The sequence below is a fragment of the Methanolobus sp. WCC1 genome (assembly GCF_045690315.1).
Lineage (GTDB): Archaea > Halobacteriota > Methanosarcinia > Methanosarcinales > Methanosarcinaceae > Methanolobus > Methanolobus tindarius.
The window spans coordinates 2,323,635-2,339,815 of record NZ_CP146979.1; the positions used below are offsets into that span (position 1 = coordinate 2,323,635).

At 43.8% G+C, this 16,181-nt stretch carries 10 protein-coding genes; 8 read left to right on the forward strand and 2 right to left on the reverse strand.

The window, feature by feature from the left end; translation table 11 throughout:
• Nucleotides 1-106 precede the first annotated feature (106 nt).
• Nucleotides 107-3,532, forward strand: a complete 3,426-nt coding sequence (locus tag V7O61_RS10960) for a DNA polymerase II large subunit (protein WP_407281785.1) — start codon at nt 107-109, stop codon at nt 3,530-3,532.
• Between the two features lie 71 nt (nt 3,533-3,603).
• Here V7O61_RS10960 and mmp10 read toward each other — a convergent pair whose 3' ends face one another.
• Nucleotides 3,604-4,827, reverse strand: a complete 1,224-nt coding sequence (gene mmp10, locus V7O61_RS10965; RefSeq protein ID WP_407281784.1) for a methyl coenzyme M reductase-arginine methyltransferase Mmp10 — start codon at nt 4,825-4,827, stop codon at nt 3,604-3,606.
• 413 nt (nt 4,828-5,240) lie between these two features.
• Here mmp10 and mcrB point away from each other — a divergent pair, with 413 nt between their 5' ends.
• The 6 genes from mcrB to V7O61_RS10995 all read left to right on the forward strand — a co-directional run bounded on the left by mcrB (nt 5,241) and on the right by V7O61_RS10995 (nt 11,580).
• The gene (gene mcrB, locus V7O61_RS10970) at nt 5,241-6,545 is read left to right on the forward strand and encodes a coenzyme-B sulfoethylthiotransferase subunit beta (protein ID WP_407281783.1); all 1,305 of its coding nucleotides are present in this window, start codon (nt 5,241-5,243) and stop codon (nt 6,543-6,545) included.
• Nucleotides 6,546-6,595: 50 nt separating this feature from the next.
• A complete protein-coding gene (gene mcrD, locus V7O61_RS10975; RefSeq protein WP_407281781.1) occupies nt 6,596-7,102 on the forward strand; it encodes a methyl-coenzyme M reductase operon protein D in 507 nt (168 codons plus the stop codon).
• 8 nt (nt 7,103-7,110) lie between these two features.
• On the forward strand, nt 7,111-7,713 hold the full coding sequence (gene mcrC, locus V7O61_RS10980) for a methyl-coenzyme M reductase I operon protein C (protein ID WP_407281780.1): 603 nt from the start codon (nt 7,111-7,113) through the stop codon (nt 7,711-7,713).
• A 12-nt stretch (nt 7,714-7,725) separates the two neighbouring features.
• A complete protein-coding gene (mcrG, locus tag V7O61_RS10985; RefSeq protein WP_407281779.1) occupies nt 7,726-8,475 on the forward strand; it encodes a coenzyme-B sulfoethylthiotransferase subunit gamma in 750 nt (249 codons plus the stop codon).
• 10 nt (nt 8,476-8,485) lie between these two features.
• A complete protein-coding gene (gene mcrA, locus V7O61_RS10990; protein ID WP_407281778.1) occupies nt 8,486-10,204 on the forward strand; it encodes a coenzyme-B sulfoethylthiotransferase subunit alpha in 1,719 nt (572 codons plus the stop codon).
• 236 nt (nt 10,205-10,440) lie between these two features.
• Entirely contained in the window at nt 10,441-11,580 is a 1,140-nt protein-coding gene (locus V7O61_RS10995) for a TIGR04083 family peptide-modifying radical SAM enzyme (RefSeq protein WP_407281777.1), read from the forward strand.
• Nucleotides 11,581-11,626: 46 nt separating this feature from the next.
• On the opposite strand, the gene V7O61_RS11000 is transcribed toward V7O61_RS10995, so the two are convergent.
• A complete protein-coding gene (locus tag V7O61_RS11000) occupies nt 11,627-13,753 on the reverse strand; it encodes a PKD domain-containing protein (RefSeq protein WP_407281776.1) in 2,127 nt (708 codons plus the stop codon).
• A gap of 339 nt (nt 13,754-14,092) precedes the next feature.
• Between V7O61_RS11000 and V7O61_RS11005 the strand changes: the two genes are divergently transcribed.
• Entirely contained in the window at nt 14,093-16,141 is a 2,049-nt protein-coding gene (locus V7O61_RS11005; RefSeq protein ID WP_407281775.1) for a hydantoinase/oxoprolinase family protein, read from the forward strand.
• The last annotated feature ends 40 nt before the right edge of the window (nt 16,142-16,181 follow it).

The window sequence follows — 16,181 nt, forward strand, 5'->3', positions numbered from 1 at the left end:
TATAGTTGTCTGTAAACTACATGTAAAAAACTGTAAAAAGACTTAATTTCAGGAAAACTGTTTTAAGAACATAAGCATAATTGCATCTTCAAGAGGGCGATTTCTAATGGGTGAGATTGTAGTAAGCGATGCCATGAGAGATTATTTTGAAGAGCTTGAGTCCAATCTCCACAAAGAAATAGAAATTGCCAACCGTGCACGTTCCAGAGGCAGGGACCCAAAGCCACACATCGAAATTCCCCTTGCAAAAGACCTTGCCGACAGGGTGGAGAATCTCATAGGTGTAAAAGGTGTTGCAGAGCAGATACGCATATTTGACGAGACCATGTCACGTGAAGAAGGCGCTCTGGCCATAGGAAAAGCTGTTGCAGAAGGCGTCGTAGGTGAGTTTGATTCAAAGGAAGAAGCAATCGAAGCCGCCATTCGTGTATCCGTTGCAATGCTCACAGAAGGCGTGGTAGCTGCTCCGATTGAGGGAATCGATAAGGTAACCCTTGGAAAAAACGATGACGGAAGCGAATACATCAGGATCTTTTATTCAGGACCAATACGCAGCGCAGGAGGTACAGCCCAGGCATTGTCCGTTCTTGTTGGGGATTATGTTCGCCGTGCCGTAGGAATTGAAAGGTATAAGCCGCGAAAGGAAGAAGTCGAAAGATACGTGGAAGAGATCCTGCTTTACAGGCGTGTTGCAACTTTGCAGTATACTCCATCAGAAGATGAAATCAGGCTAATTGTAGATAATTGTCCGATATGTATCGATGGTGAACCCACTGAAGCTGAGGAAGTTGAAGGTTACAGGAACCTTGACAGGATAGAAACAAACCGGGTCCGCGGTGGTATGTGTCTTGTGCTTGCAGAAGGTCTGGCGCTGAAAGCTCCAAAAGTCCTGAAGCATGTCAATAAACTTGAAATGGACGGCTGGGATTGGCTCAATACACTTATAGCCGGAGCAAAAAGTTCAGGTGACGATGACGGTGATTTTGTAGGTGTCAAACCCAAAGATAAGTATTTACGTGACCTGATTGCAGGAAGACCCGTATTCTCACACCCCATGCGGCCTGGTGGTTTCAGGCTCCGTTATGGCAGGTCAAGAAACACATCCTTTGCCGCAGCAGGAATCAGTCCTGCCAGCATGTATATAATGGACAGCTTCATCGTATCAGGCACGCAACTTAAAGTTGAGAGACCCGGTAAAGCCGCTGGAATGGCACCAGTTGACAGCCTGGAAGGACCAACTGTCAGACTGAAATCTGGTGATTTAATAAGAGTTGATGATGAGCAGGAAGCTATTGAGATCCATCCTGAAGTTGAAGCCATAATTGATATTGGCGAGATTCTTATCAACTACGGTGACTTCCTGGAGAACAACCATCCGCTTGTACCTTCTTCTTATTGTTTTGAATGGTGGATACAGGAATTTGAAAAAGCGGTCGAAAATCTGCCCTACACAAGGAATGAACTTAAAAATCCGTCACAGGAACTTGCATTGGATTTATGCGAAAAATACAATATCCCACTTCATCCTGCACATACTCATCTCTGGCATGACATATCTGTGCAGGAATACGAAAAACTTGCAACATTCATATCCGAGAATGGAGTTCTTTCACATGACTCAAAAATACTTGAACTTCCACTCAATCTAACTACAGATTCCGGAATTAAAACAATCCTTGAACATCTCCTTGTTCTTCATAAAATAAATGACGAGAAGATAATAATCGAAAATCCTTTACCATTTATCAGATGCATGGGACTGGACAGCGAACTGAAAAAAAAATGGAATTCTTTGCCGGAAGAACTTACAGAAACTGTGCAGGTAGTCAATGAACTCAGCGGTCTTATTGTAAGGGAGCGCGCACCAATACGAATCGGAGCCAGGATGGGACGTCCTGAAAAATCCAATAAAAGAAAAATGTCTCCTGCTCCTCATGTGTTGTTCCCAATCGGGGATTCTGCCGGAAATACGCGTAAGATGGAGGCAGCAGCCGGATATATTTCCTCAATGAACAGCAAAGTCGGACAGATACGTGTTGAAATAGGTAACAGAGTATGCCCGGCCTGCGGAATGGACACTTTCCTTTATCGTTGTGACTGCGGTGAGTTTACCGTACCAAAACTATTCTGTCCAAGATGTGGAATTTCAGCACAGAAAGAAGAATGTCCAAAATGTGGTTCAAAGACCACATGCGTGAAAATGCAGAATATAAATTTTAAGGAAATTTATCAGGCAGCCTTTGCAAAAGTCGGTGAGCGTGAGAACATCGAAGTGAAAGGTGTCAAGAGAATGATGTCAGGAACCATGACTCCGGAACCTCTTGAAAAAGGAATTCTTCGGGCAAAACATGACCTTTATACCTTCAAGGACGGAACTGTCAGATACGATATGTCCGATATTCCGCTTACACATATCAGAGCCGATGAGCTGGGAATTAAAGTTGAAAAATTAATTGGAATCGGGTATACAGAAGACATCTACGGAAATAAACTGGAAAGGGACGATCAGGTTGTCTGTCTTAAAGTTCAGGATCTTGTAGTCTCCTATGATTGTGGACAATACCTTCTGAGAACAACGAAATACATTGATGACCTGCTTGAAAAATACTATGGTGAAGAACCATATTACAAAGCAGAGAAACTTGAGGATCTTGTTGGAGTTATGCTTATGGGACTTGCACCTCACACTTCTGCAGGTGTTCTTGGAAGACTTGTTGGTTTTACAAAAGCATCTGTTGGCTATGCACATCCATTCTTCCATGCAGCTAAAAGAAGAAACTGTGACGGGGATGAAGACTGTGTCATGCTGCTGATGGATGGTCTCATTAATTTCTCAAGGGACTACCTGCCAGAGAAAAGAGGAGGTAAGATGGATGCACCTCTTGTACTTACCACACGCCTTGACCCCAGTGAGGTTGACAAGGAAGCACACAATATAGACGTGTGTGATCACTATCCACTGGAATTCTATGAAGCTACACAGAGTTATACAAATCCAAAGGAACTGGAATCCACTTTTGACCTTATAAGTGCAAGGCTTGGAACTCCTGACCAGTACGAGCACTTTATGTACACCCATGATACGACCGATATTGCTGCAGGTCCGCTTAACAGTGCTTACAAGACACTTGGGAGCATGGTAGAGAAAATGGATGCTCAGCTTGCCCTTGCAGATAAAATCCGTGCAGTTGATGCTTCTGATGTGGCTGAAAGGGTTCTTATTTCACACTTCCTGCCAGATATGTTCGGTAATCTAAGGGCGTTTTCAAGACAGGGGACCCGATGTCTAAAATGCGCTGCTAAATTCCGCAGGCCGCCTCTTACGGGAATTTGTCCGAAATGCGGAGGAAGGGTCATACTTACGGTTCATGAAGGTGCTGTGAAAAAGTATCTTAAGGTCTCAAAGAAAGTCGCTCATGAATACAATGTTTCCAGTTATACAAAACAGAGAATAGAACTGCTGGGCCTGGACATGCAGTCACTCTTTGAAAATGATAAATCAAAACAGACCGGACTGCTGGAATTCATGTGAGCATCCGGTGCCTTGATAATCAATATTAGTCCTGTTTAAACTCCTGGTTTTGATTTTATGTATTCATCGATTTACAGACCGATTGCATTTATTTCGTGAATAAGTTCTGTGAACTCTTTTATCTCAAATTCAAGAACCTCTTCTTTGCTGTGACCAATTGACATTTCACCATCATAGGTCAGCATTTCCGGTCCCCTGCGTACAAAGCGGGATACTCCGTCACGGGATAAAACTGAAGTTACTTCAGGGTCGTGCACAAATGCTCTTCCCGGAATTATGACAGTTTCCTTTACATCCGCAAGGTCCAGTTTTTCCACATCTTCAATGGTTATAAGACAGCCTATATCCTTATCCACGGCAACTACGTTTACAGCACTTCCAAGTTTTGTGAAAATTTCCTGAAGCCTGTCTTTAGAAGCTCGACTGCTGAGGATTGTTGCATCCTTGCGTATTTCAGGAAGTCTGGCAAGAGCTTCGGGTTCATTTCTGATTGCATATGGAGAGCCGATAAGTGGATCTTCAAGAGGTGTTCCTGTTATGCGGAGATTATATTTTGAATCTGCATTCCTTACAATGTTTACAAACTCTTCAATGCTGTGTGTTTCAATTCCTTCCATTACAGGAGCATTGTTCAGTATGAGGCCTTCCTCTGTTTTGTTGGCAAAGCGCATGAGAATTGCACCTTTTGCACCCATTTCTTCAAGATCACTGAGGGTTTTGTCAAGTACTTCACCATCGTTAACTCCGGGAATGAGAACAATAGCTGCATAAACATCACAATGCTGACAGAATTGACGCAATACTTGAAGTGCAGCTTCCGGTTCAGGGTCTCGCATGTATTTTCTTCTGAGTTCCGGATCCGTTGCAAATACTGTGAACGATACTTCGGTGACTCCGTATTCTATGAAGAACTCTGCTTCATCTCCATTACTGAAACCTTTTCCACTGGTATAACCCAGATGTATCGGAAGACCGAATTGGGCAATGTTGGCTACAAGCTCCATAAGATCCGGATAACAGCTTACATCGCCTCCACCGCTAATAGTGATTTTCTCAATATCGTCACCTGCCATCATAAGACGCTGGTATAGATCCTGGAAAACATATTGTCCGGGTTTAAATCCGGAATAAGATTCCCTGACACCTCTGGTGCAATAGTCACAACCCTTTTTGAAAGGGAAACAGTACTTGCATCCAAATGGAGGGGTCTCTTTAACTTTCTTGAAATAACAATATGTGCAGAAGCCTTTGCAATCTATTCCGGGATTGCCTCCCACGTCAGCAGTAATCTCCATAGAACGAGATACATATTATATAGGTACTTAAAGGTTTGCGGCTCACATAAATGATATTTTTAATAAATAATCATATACATGATGATAAGACGTAATTATAGCATTTATGAGAAAATGCACATTTGTTGTGCCCTCTTTGTTCTATTTAAATGTATCTAATACCATGATAAATTAATACCACTGTAATTTATATACACATCGAAATTTTGCTTGCGGTTGATGATTGCGAAATTGTCTCGGAACGATGCAAAAGGTTTAAACGTCATCGTTGCTTAATAAATCCGAGAATTCCCAGTGGAAAGTATTCGTACAGGAAAATTACTATGTGGTACAAAGTAATTGACTTTCATTCACTCATCTGTACATTTCCAATATGGGTGATTTCTGAATAGAAACATAGGAGGAAAATATACGTGTCTGATAAAATAGACATTTACGACGACAGAGGTAAACTGTTGGAAAGCGGCGTTGATCTTACAGCTATTGCGCCAACTAGAAACGCAGCGATTCAAAACATCATCAAAGATACAAAGAGGACAGTTGCTGTAAACCTCGCAGGTATCGACAAAGCACTCAAGACAGGTTCTATGGGTGGAGCTAAAAAGCAGATCCTTGGTAGAGAACTTGACTACGACATTGTAGGCAACTCAGGTGCTATCTGTGATGCAGTAAAGAAGCTCATTCAGGTCAGCGATGATGACGACACAGCAGTAACAGAACTTAGTGGTGGAAAGCAGCTTCTTGTCCAGATCCCAAGCGTAAGGACACAGATAGGTGCTGACTTCGTATCTGCAAGTACCGTAACAGGTGCAGCAGTCGTACAGACCATCATTGACATGTTCAACACTGACATGTTCGATGCACCAATCGTAAAGTCCGCTGTATGGGGAAGCTACCCACAGACAATGGACATGAAGGGCGCAAACATTGCATCAATTCTCAGCATTCCACAGAACAACGAAGGTCTTGGTTACTCCCTGAGAAACATCACAACAAACCACGTAGCAGCAATCACTGGCAAGAAGGCAATGAATGCAGCAGCACTCTCATCAATCTTCGAGCAGGTAGGTATGTACGAGATGGGTAACGCTGTAGGACCATTCGAGAGACACCAGTTACTCGGTCTTGCATACCAGGGTCTTAACGCAGGCAACTACGTTTACGACATTGTAAAAGAGAACGGAAAGGACGGTACAATCGGTACTGTTATTCAGTCAACAGTTGACAGAGCTCTTGAAGCAGGTATCATCTCAGTCGACAAGACAGCTCCATCCGGATACAACTTCTACAAGGCAAACGATGTTTCAATGTGGAACGCATGCGCAGCAGCAGGTCAGCTTGCAGCAACTATGGTAAACGTAGGAGCAGGAAGAGCAGCTCAGAACGTATCATCAACCATCCTCTACTACAACGACATACTTGAGAAGGAAACAGGTCTTCCAGGTACGGACATGGGTAGAGCACAGGGTACTGCAGTAGGATTCTCATTCTTCAGTCACTCCATCTATGGTGGTGGCGGACCAGGTATCTTCAACGGTAACCACGTTGTAACCAGGCACTCCAGAGGTTTCGCAATTCCTTGTGTATGTGCAGCAGTCTCACTTGACGCAGGTACACAGATGTTCTCCATCGAGAAGACCTCCGCACTTGTTGGTAACGTATTTGGATCAATTCCAGAGTTCAAGGAACCAATCAAGGCAGTGGCAGGTGCACTCTAAGACTAAATCTCCCTCCTTAAATATCACAGCAAATCAAAAAGGTAGCAAAAATGTCCGAAGCTTTTTCCGACGCAAACATCGTGCAGCTTGAAATATTTCCTTCAAGGCTGCTAAAACCTGAAACCGCTCAGTCCTTGCTCAACGCTATCGCAGATGTCGATGGTATAATAAGACTGTTCGTTCATGGTCCAAGACTTCCTCAGACCGTTCCTTACGGACCTGCAACAGGCTTACCTGTGCAGCATTCAGGGAACAAGGTCATAGAGGTTGCAGGTCAGACAATAGAACTTTCCGTATATGTCGGTAGCATTCGTATAGAAGTTGCAGATGTAGACGTAAAGGAGCAGGTCAGGGAAGTTTGTGAAACTATCCTTACAATGCCCTTTGAATTCAGAGTAGGTCATTTCATACCAACCAGGCAGACCGTCACCGATTATGCAAAACGGGGACCCGGCGCTGATCCTATGATGATAGGAATGACAGATCCGAAGGGAAAATTGAAGGATAATCCTGTATGTATCCTTAAACCTGATGACATACCAAATGACATGGAATAAGTGATAGAATGTTCGACCGGGAAACACAGGTTGTAGATTGCAGACACGGAATGGGTCTTGGCCGTGGAGGAGGACTTGCCCAGCGCGGTACTCTTTCCGAAACAGGAAGACCTGATGTCATCGCAGTTGCAATGAGTCCGGGAAGAAGACATATCACAAAACCAGTATGTGAACTCACATACGGCATGCGTCGTGAGGAGATCCAGGTAAGTGTTCTGGTGCTTAACACCGGATCAGGTGTTCCGGATACCAATGTGGGTTCCGGCTCTTTTGGAATAAGTTCGGAAGAGATAGCACAGATAAACAGGCACAAGGTCGCTGTGATCCACACAGGGAACATCAGGGACCATGTGGTGAGGAAAGTAAAGGCAATTCTTGAAGAGGCCAATATCCCTGCGGTAGTTGTTTGTCAGACCCTCGTTGATTTTGAGGATTTTGCAATGGCTGGAGTAAGGACAAGGCTTGTAAAACCTAATGATAGTGATATTTTAGCAAAAGGAAGGGTTATGGAAATTGTGACAGGAGTTACACGAGGCGAATCATGTTCGAGGGAAAAACTGAACGAACTCGTGAAAGCCGTGAAAACCACAATGAGATCATCAGAGAATTAGGAGTGAATAATTATGGCATATGAACCACAATATTATCCAGGAGCAACATCCGTTGCTGAAAACAGAAGAAAACACATGTCTGGTAAAGTCGAGAAACTCAGAGATATCTCCGACGATGACCTGACACTTGTTCTCGGACATCGTGCACCAGGTAGCGACTACCCAAGCACCCATCCACCACTCGCAGAAATGGGCGAACCAGAGTGTTCGATCAGAGAAATCGTAGAACCAACACCAGGCGCAAAAGCTGGTGACAGAGTAAGGTACGTGCAGATCGTTGACTCAATGTACAACGCACCATCAACACCATACTTCAGGTCCTATGCAACAGCAATCAACTTCAGAGGCGTTGACCCAGGTACACTTTCCGGTCGTCAGGTCGTTGAAGCTCGTGAAAGGGACATGGAAGAGATTGCAAAGTACGAGATGGAAACTGAGATGAGCTGCCCAGCACTATCATGCATGAGAGGCGCAACAGTGCACGGTCACTCACTTAGACTTCCAGAAGACGGTGTAATGTTCGACATGCTTGAAAGGTGCAGAAAAGAAGGCGATGTAATTATAATGCACAAGGACCAGGTAGGAAGACCAATCGACAAGAAGGTTGATCTCGGAAAACCAATGTCTGCAGACGAGGCAGCAAAGAGAACAACCATATACCGTGTTGACAACGTTGCATTCAGAGACGACAAAGAAGTCATTGAATGGGTTCACAGGGTATTCGATAAAAGAACCATTTATGGTTTCAAGCCGGAAAACTGAGGTGATGATAATGGCAGATGACAGACAGAGAAGGTTTGCAAAACAGATGGAGATCAAGTACACAAAAGAACATGGTACTAACAAGATGGAAGGTGGCAAGATCACCGACAAGACTGTAGAGTACTTTAGACTTGGTGTCGATCAGAACCCTAGAAAATTAGAAATGAGAAAAGCTGGTGAAGCCCTCGCAGCAAAGAGAGGACTTGTCGGTTACAACCCAATGATGCACTGTGGTGGTATTCCACTCGGTCAGAGAGCACTTACTCCATCATTCCTTTCAGGAACAGAGGATATGGTTGAGATGGATGATCTTCACTACGTCAACAACGCTGCAATGCAGCAGATGTGGGATGACATCAGAAGAACCGTAGTTGTCGGTATGGACATGGCACATGAGACACTCGAGAAGAGACTCGGTATCGAAGTCACACCAGAGACGATCAACCACTACCTTGAGACACTCAACCACGCACTTCCTGGTGGAGCAGTTGTTCAGGAACATATGGTCGAGACACACCCTGCACTTGTAGATGACTGTTACGTAAAGATCTTCACCGGTGACGATGAACTTGCAGATGAGATCGACAAGCAGTTCCTTATTGATATCAACAAGGAATTCCCAGAAGAGCAGGCAGAGCAGCTCAAAGCAGCTATTGGCAAGACCTCCTGGCAGGCAGCACACATCCCAACAATTGTCAGCAGAACCACAGACGGTGGTCAGACAAGCAGGTGGATGGCTATGCAGGTCGGTATGTCATTCATTTCAGCATACAGCATGTGTGCTGGTGAAGCAGCAGTAGCTGATCTTTCATACGCAGCAAAGCACGCTGGTGTTATCCAGATGGGTGAAATGCTTCCAGCAAGACGTGCACGTTCACCAAACGAGCCTGGAGGAATTCCATTCGGTCACCTTGCAGATATCGTACAGACAAGTCGTGTAGACGCAGAAGACCCAGCACACGTAGCTCTTGAAGTAGTCGGTGCAGGATGTATGCTTTACGACCAGATCTGGCTCGGTTCATACATGTCTGGTGGTGTAGGTTTCACTCAGTACGCAACAGCAGCATACTGTAACAACATCCTTGATGACAACCTCTACTACAACGTAGACTACATCAACGACAAGTATGATGGTGCAGCAAACAAGGGTGCTGACAATAAGGTCAAGGCAAGCCTCGATGTAGTAAAGGACATCGCAACAGAGTCCACAATCTACGGTCTTGAGAACTACGAGAAGTATCCAACAACCCTCGAAGACCACTTTGGTGGATCTCAGAGAGCAACAAGTCTTTCAGCAGCAGCTGGTTCCGCTGTATCAATTGCAACAGGAAACGGAAATGCTGGTTTGTCTGGATGGTACCTCTGTATGTACCTGCACAAGGAAGCACTCGGAAGACTCGGTTTCTTCGGATACGACTTGCAGGACCAGTGTGGTGCAACCAACGTTCTCTCATACCAGTCCGACGAAGGTCTGGCTCTTGAATTGCGTGGACCAAACTATCCAAACTACGCAATGAATGTAGGTCACCAGGGTGGATACGCAGCTATCACCTCCGGTGCACACGCTGGACGTGGAGATGCATACGCACTCAACCCACTTGTCAAGGTCTGTTTCGCAGACAAACTCCTGCCATTTGACTTCTCTAAGCCAAGGAAGGAGTTCGCAAGAGGAGCTCTCAAAGAGTTCGAGCCTGCTGGTGAGAGATCACTCATCATTCCAGCAAAGTAATTTTAAAACAAGTGCAGGCTTAATGCCTGCTACTTACCCTTTTTTTGGACTAGTGCTGTTTTTCTGTTTTTGATTTTATAGTGATTCATTATTCACTTGCTTTATAATAATAAAATAATTCAAAATTGTTCACTCATTCGGAGAACCATTCATCCACTGCCCCATGAATGATGGTTCTTAGAAAACTACTAATAACTTGAAACCTTGAAAACCCTTAAAAACAAGGTGCTATTAAAATGTCTTTTCACGTGATGCTAATCCCCACCCTGGGCTGTCCCGGAGAATGTAATTACTGCTGGAGTTCTGAAGAAAAATCCCCTGTAATGAGCATCGATACCATAAAAGAAGTAGTTGAGTGGCTCAAAAACTTCAAAGATGATTCAGTTACTTTTACCTTTCATGGAGGAGAACCACTTTTAGCAGGTGCTGATTTCTACAGAGAAGCTTTACCAATGCTTGCTGAAGGAGCAAAACCAAAGAAAGTGGCTTTTGCAATACAGACCAACCTCTGGAAGATGACAGATGAAATTGCTAAGATCTTTGCGGAGTATGAGATTCCCATCGGTTCCAGTCTTGATGGTCCAAAAGAGCTTAATGATTTCCAGAGAGGTGAGGGCTATTTTGAAAAGACCATGCGTGGATACGAGATAGCAAAGAAACACGGACTTTCCGTAAGATTCATTACTACTTTCACCTCCCATTCCGAAAAATTCAGAGAAGAGATTTTCAATTTTTACCTGGAGAACGGCTGGACTCTCAAATTCCATCCTGCCCTTCCCTCATTACGTGGCAATGAACCTGAAAAATGGGCTCTTGATCCGGAAGAATACGGCAGGCTTCTTATCTACCTCCTGGACAAATATCTCGAAAACATAGACAGTATCGAGGTAATGAACATTGACCACCTCTGTAAAGGAGTGTTTAGTGGTAGAGGTGCTGTATGTACTTTCGTAGATTGCATGGGAGATGTTCTGGCCATAGGGCCTGATGGTGGCATATACCCATGTTACCGTTTTGTAGGTATGCCAGAATATGTAATGGGTAATGTTCGTGATAATCCGGGCATTGAAGAACTTTCAAAATCCGATGCATGGAAGCTCATGTTCGATTACAAGGATTACGTAGATGAAAACTGCAAGGATTGTTCCCATATAAAATATTGTAGAGGCGGCTGCCCTTACAATGCCATAACCCCAACAGGTGGAGAAATAAAGGACGTTGATCCACACTGCATTTCCTACAAGATGATACTCGACGAAATAACTGAAAGAGTTAATAATGAGATGTTCGGTGGACCAAGCATGGAAATGGATTTCTTCCAGAACCCTATGAAGCCTTCAAAGCCAGGAATAATGGCCCTGATGTTTAAGAAATAACCTGAAAAACAAAGAGCTGACAGGACAGATATCCCGTCATTTATTTTTAATTATTTATTTTTTCTAGCACAAGTATTGCAAGTGAAAAAAAGACAATTCCTGCCAGTGCACTAAAATCTGGTGTGCTCTTTATATGCCCGGCATCTGTTTCTTTAGTAGCCGTTTCTTCTGTTTTTTCATCATCAAAAATTACCGATACATTTTCTTCTGCCTGAACGCTTTCTTCAAGTATTTCCTCGCTGACATTACCAGTGATTGTTGCAGCATCCTGCTCCTGACTTGTTATCATAGATAAACGATAGCTGGAACTGGAACTACTTGAGCTTCCTGATTCAGAACTTCCCGTACTGACGGTAGATACGATAATGTAAGAAATCCTTGTGCTGATATTGCTTCCCTGATCATTACTTGCATTAAGGCTCACATTGTAGGTCCCTACGGCTGAATAAGTATGGTCAGGGTTCTGATCAGTTGAAGTGTTCCCGTCGCCGAAATCCCATAACCATGAGGTAGGGCTGTTTGTCGATGAATCAGTAAAGCCTACGGAAAGCGGAACCGCACCTGAGGTCACATTGGCACTGAAGCCGGCATCCGGAGAATCTACGACTGTGACGTATGAAGTTCTTACACGTGTACTGCTGCCTGATGGGTTTGTCAGTACCAAACTGACGTTGTAGATTCCTGTAGCGATATAATTATGCGTAGGTGTCTGTTCAGTAGAAGTTATCCCGTCACCGAAGTCCCATAACCACGAGCTGATCAAACCTGTGGAATGGTCGGTAAAGGCTAGATCCTGTGTTGCTGTTACTGATGTTGTATTAACTACAAAGCCGGCAACAGGTGGTGCAGGTTCCGGAATAAAATCAATTTCCGGGTTTGCTCCTTCAGTAACGTTTACGGTCTGAATTACAGGTGTCTCATAGTCCTGCTTCACTACGGTGATATTGTATGTGCCCGGCCAGAGATACAGGGTTGTATTGGCCTGTACTGATCGGTTGATCCCATCCACATATACCCAGGCATTCGGTACAGAAGAATTCACAGGCAATGTACCTGTCATACAAAAGGCAAACTTGAGGAATGCATTATTCATGTTGGTATAATCATAATAACTGATCCCTGCATTTCCTGAAGAATCGAAGCAAAGGGATGCATACCTCCCAACATCATTCGTGCTGTCCGCGGTTTCAATTTCCCAGTTCGCACCATTGTAATATGCGAATTTAAGGTCGTCTTTATTAACATCATTATAACTTATCGCTGGATTTCCAGAAGCATCGAAGGCAAGGGAAGTGAGATCGCCTCCATAAGTGTATTCGTCTTCATCAAAGTACACACCTGGTGCGCTGCCTACAGTTTCTGTTTCCCAGTATACGCCATTGTAATGTGCAAATTTGAGGTCTTTGTTTGTCACATCGAGATAACTTATCGCCGGATTTCCGGAAGGATCATAGCAAAGGGAAGTTCCCATTCCAACATTCAGCCTACTGTCCACTGTTTCTATTTCCCAGGCTGCACCATTGTAATGGGCGAACTTGAGGTCCTTGCTGGTATTGAAATCATAATAACTAATTGCCGGATTGTCTGAAGGATCGAAGGCAAGGGATGCATATATTCCAACATCTCCTATGTTGTCCACTGTTTCTGTTTCCCAGATTCCACCATTGTAATATGCGAATTTGAGGCTGGTGTTGTACCGGTACCCATCGTAATAACTTATCGCAGGATTGCCTGAAGAATCAAAGGCAAGGGAAGTATGAAGTCCAACCAGTCCTGCATCGTCCACCATTTCTGTTTTCCAGCTTGAGTCATTGTAGTATGCGAATTTGAGACTACCATTTAGCCAATCATAATAACTTATCGCAGGATTGCCTGAAGGATCAAACTCAAGGGACGTGTAGAGTCCGACCTGTCCTGCATCGTCCACTGTTTCTATTTCCCAGCTTGAGTTATTGTAGTGTGTGAACTTGAGTTCGTGGGAATTATAATATAGATAACTGATTGCCGGATTGTCTGAAGAATCGAAGGCAAGGGAAGTATACTTTCCAGTATTGGGACCAGCATAGGGACAATAACTGGAAGCATCATCCACCGTTTCTGTCTGCCAGTTCATTGCACTTACAGGAGATGCGAATATCGCAAGAAGAGTAATTGCCAGAATGATGCGTTTCATCTCACACCACTTCCCGGGTTTTGGGCAAGTTGGTACAAATTTTCAGAACAAAGAGTTCTATCTGGAGTAAAATGTGAATTTGTATGTGATATAAATCGTTTTATCGTTTTGGACAGGTTCAAAGTGATCGCCCTCATAAATATATAAATACACAATAATATATGTGCAGCTATGCCATGTATATTATATAAGATTTGTGAAGAAGTATTACGCACTTTTCGCCATCAAATCCAATCAGACATCCTTTGAGAATAAACGGTAATGCTTAAATATTGCAAAACCATTGTTTTTTACATTATCAATTATGAAATTAATTCTTACTTAAAAGGAGTGAACAAAATGCAATACAGTCTGGGCATTGATGCCGGAGGAACTTTTACAGACGGTGTGATTATCCGTGATTCGGATGGTATGATAATGGATGCCTCAAAAATGCTTACCACTTATCCTGACCCTATTGGTGGAATAAAGCAAGTAATAGATTCGCTGAACTCCGAATACTTGCAGGATGTTAAGCTGGTTTCAGTCTCAACTACCCTCTCCACAAATACTATCCTCGAAGATACAGGATTCCCGGTAGGAGTTATCCTTGTTGGTGATTATGTTATTCCGAAAGAGGGATTCCCGGCAAAATACTATGTCCAGCTAGATGGTGGTCACACCAGCAACGGTGAAGAAGCCGCACCTCTTGATGAGGATGGTGTCAAGCTTTTTGCTCTTGAAGTAAAAGATCATGTTGCTGCTTTCTCAGTTTCATCATTCTTCAGCAACCGTAATTCAGAACATGAGCTTCGGGTAAAGGAAATAATCCGTGAGCTTACCGGACTCCCGGTTGTATGTGGACACGAACTTTCCCAGGAAGTTGGTGCTTACGATAGGGCTATCACTGCTTACCTGAATGCACAGCTTCTGCCAATCACACACAAATTCATCCAGTCAATCATGCAGGACATAAAATCAAGAGGTATGGATGCAAACCTGCTTATGCTCAAGTGTGACGGTTCTGTTGTCGGAATGGAAGAAGCACTTGAAAGGCCTATCGAATCCATATTCTCAGGACCGGCTGCAAGTCTTGTAGGTGCGTCTTTCCTGACAAAATATGATACATGTGCAATGGTCGATGTTGGTGGAACCAGTACAGATGTAGCACTTATCAGAAATGGAGTTCCGGAACTCAGTGACCAGGGTGCTGTAGTTGGTGGCTGGAAGACAATGGTCAAAGCCATCAGGATGGAAACTTCCGCAACTGGTGGAGATAGCCATGTATGGATTCAGGACCAGAAATTCTACATTGGTCCCAGGAGAGTTATCCCACTTTGTCGTGCTGCAACCCTGTATCAGGGTTTTCTTGACAGGTTCAAAGAATGTAAATCACCATCAAGAAAACTGCTCTGCGAAAATGTACAACCAACAAAATTTTTTGTTCGTACCGGTCTTAAGCCTCTTGAACTTACCAGAACCGAGGAAGAAATATTCGATGTGATCCAGGGGACACCAGTTTCATACGTCGACATTTTCCAGCGCCTGAAAAAGCAACCGAGTGTACGTGGTCTTGACGGTCTTATACAGAAACGTCTTGTCCAATCCATTGGATTCACACCTACAGATGCGCTGCATGTACTTGGTGAATTTAATAAATGGGACACAGAAGCTTCCATACTGGGAGCTGAAAGGATTGCAAAGCAACTGAGAATGACCAAGGAAGAAGTTGCCACCATGGTTAAGAAAAAGGTTGCAAAGAATATGGCATCAGACCTTGTATCTTATCTTGTGGATGGCATAACCCAACCTGTTATTGACCAGATGCTTACAGGCGATAATTATACACGCTTTAAGGTCGAAACACCGGTTATCCTGCTTGGGGGACCTGTTGTTGCATACAAGGAAGAGATGGAAAAACTCATTGATGCAAATATTGTAGTCCCTGAGCATGCCAGCGTTGGAAATGCTGTTGGTGCCCTTGTTGGCAAGGGCATTAAGCGTGTAGAGGTACTTATCAAGAAAGACTTTGCTCCAATCACAGGAGAAGATGTAACCGATGAGGAACTGAAGAATGCAAAAGAAGTTATCAGCTACTTTGTGTTTACCCCGGATGGAAGGGAGATCTTCCCGGACTACATCCAGGCTTTTGATTATGCCAGAAATACCGGTAAGGAAATAATAATGAATTACATGAAAGCTGCCGGCTATGGTAAGGATGAAGTCGAAATTGAAGTTACCAGAAAGGAACTCATGGTTAGGGAAGGAGAGGAACCTGTTGAGACTAAAGTAATTGTAGTGGGTATCGGTACATCCAAACTTGTCGTGGAAAAAGATGTAATCCCGGATTACATGCGCAAAAAAGCCATCAGCTCGCGCTCTGCCGAAGGGTCATATTCAGGAAAGTGAAAAGACAAAAAATAGAAATAAAATCATATCAGGAAGGCTG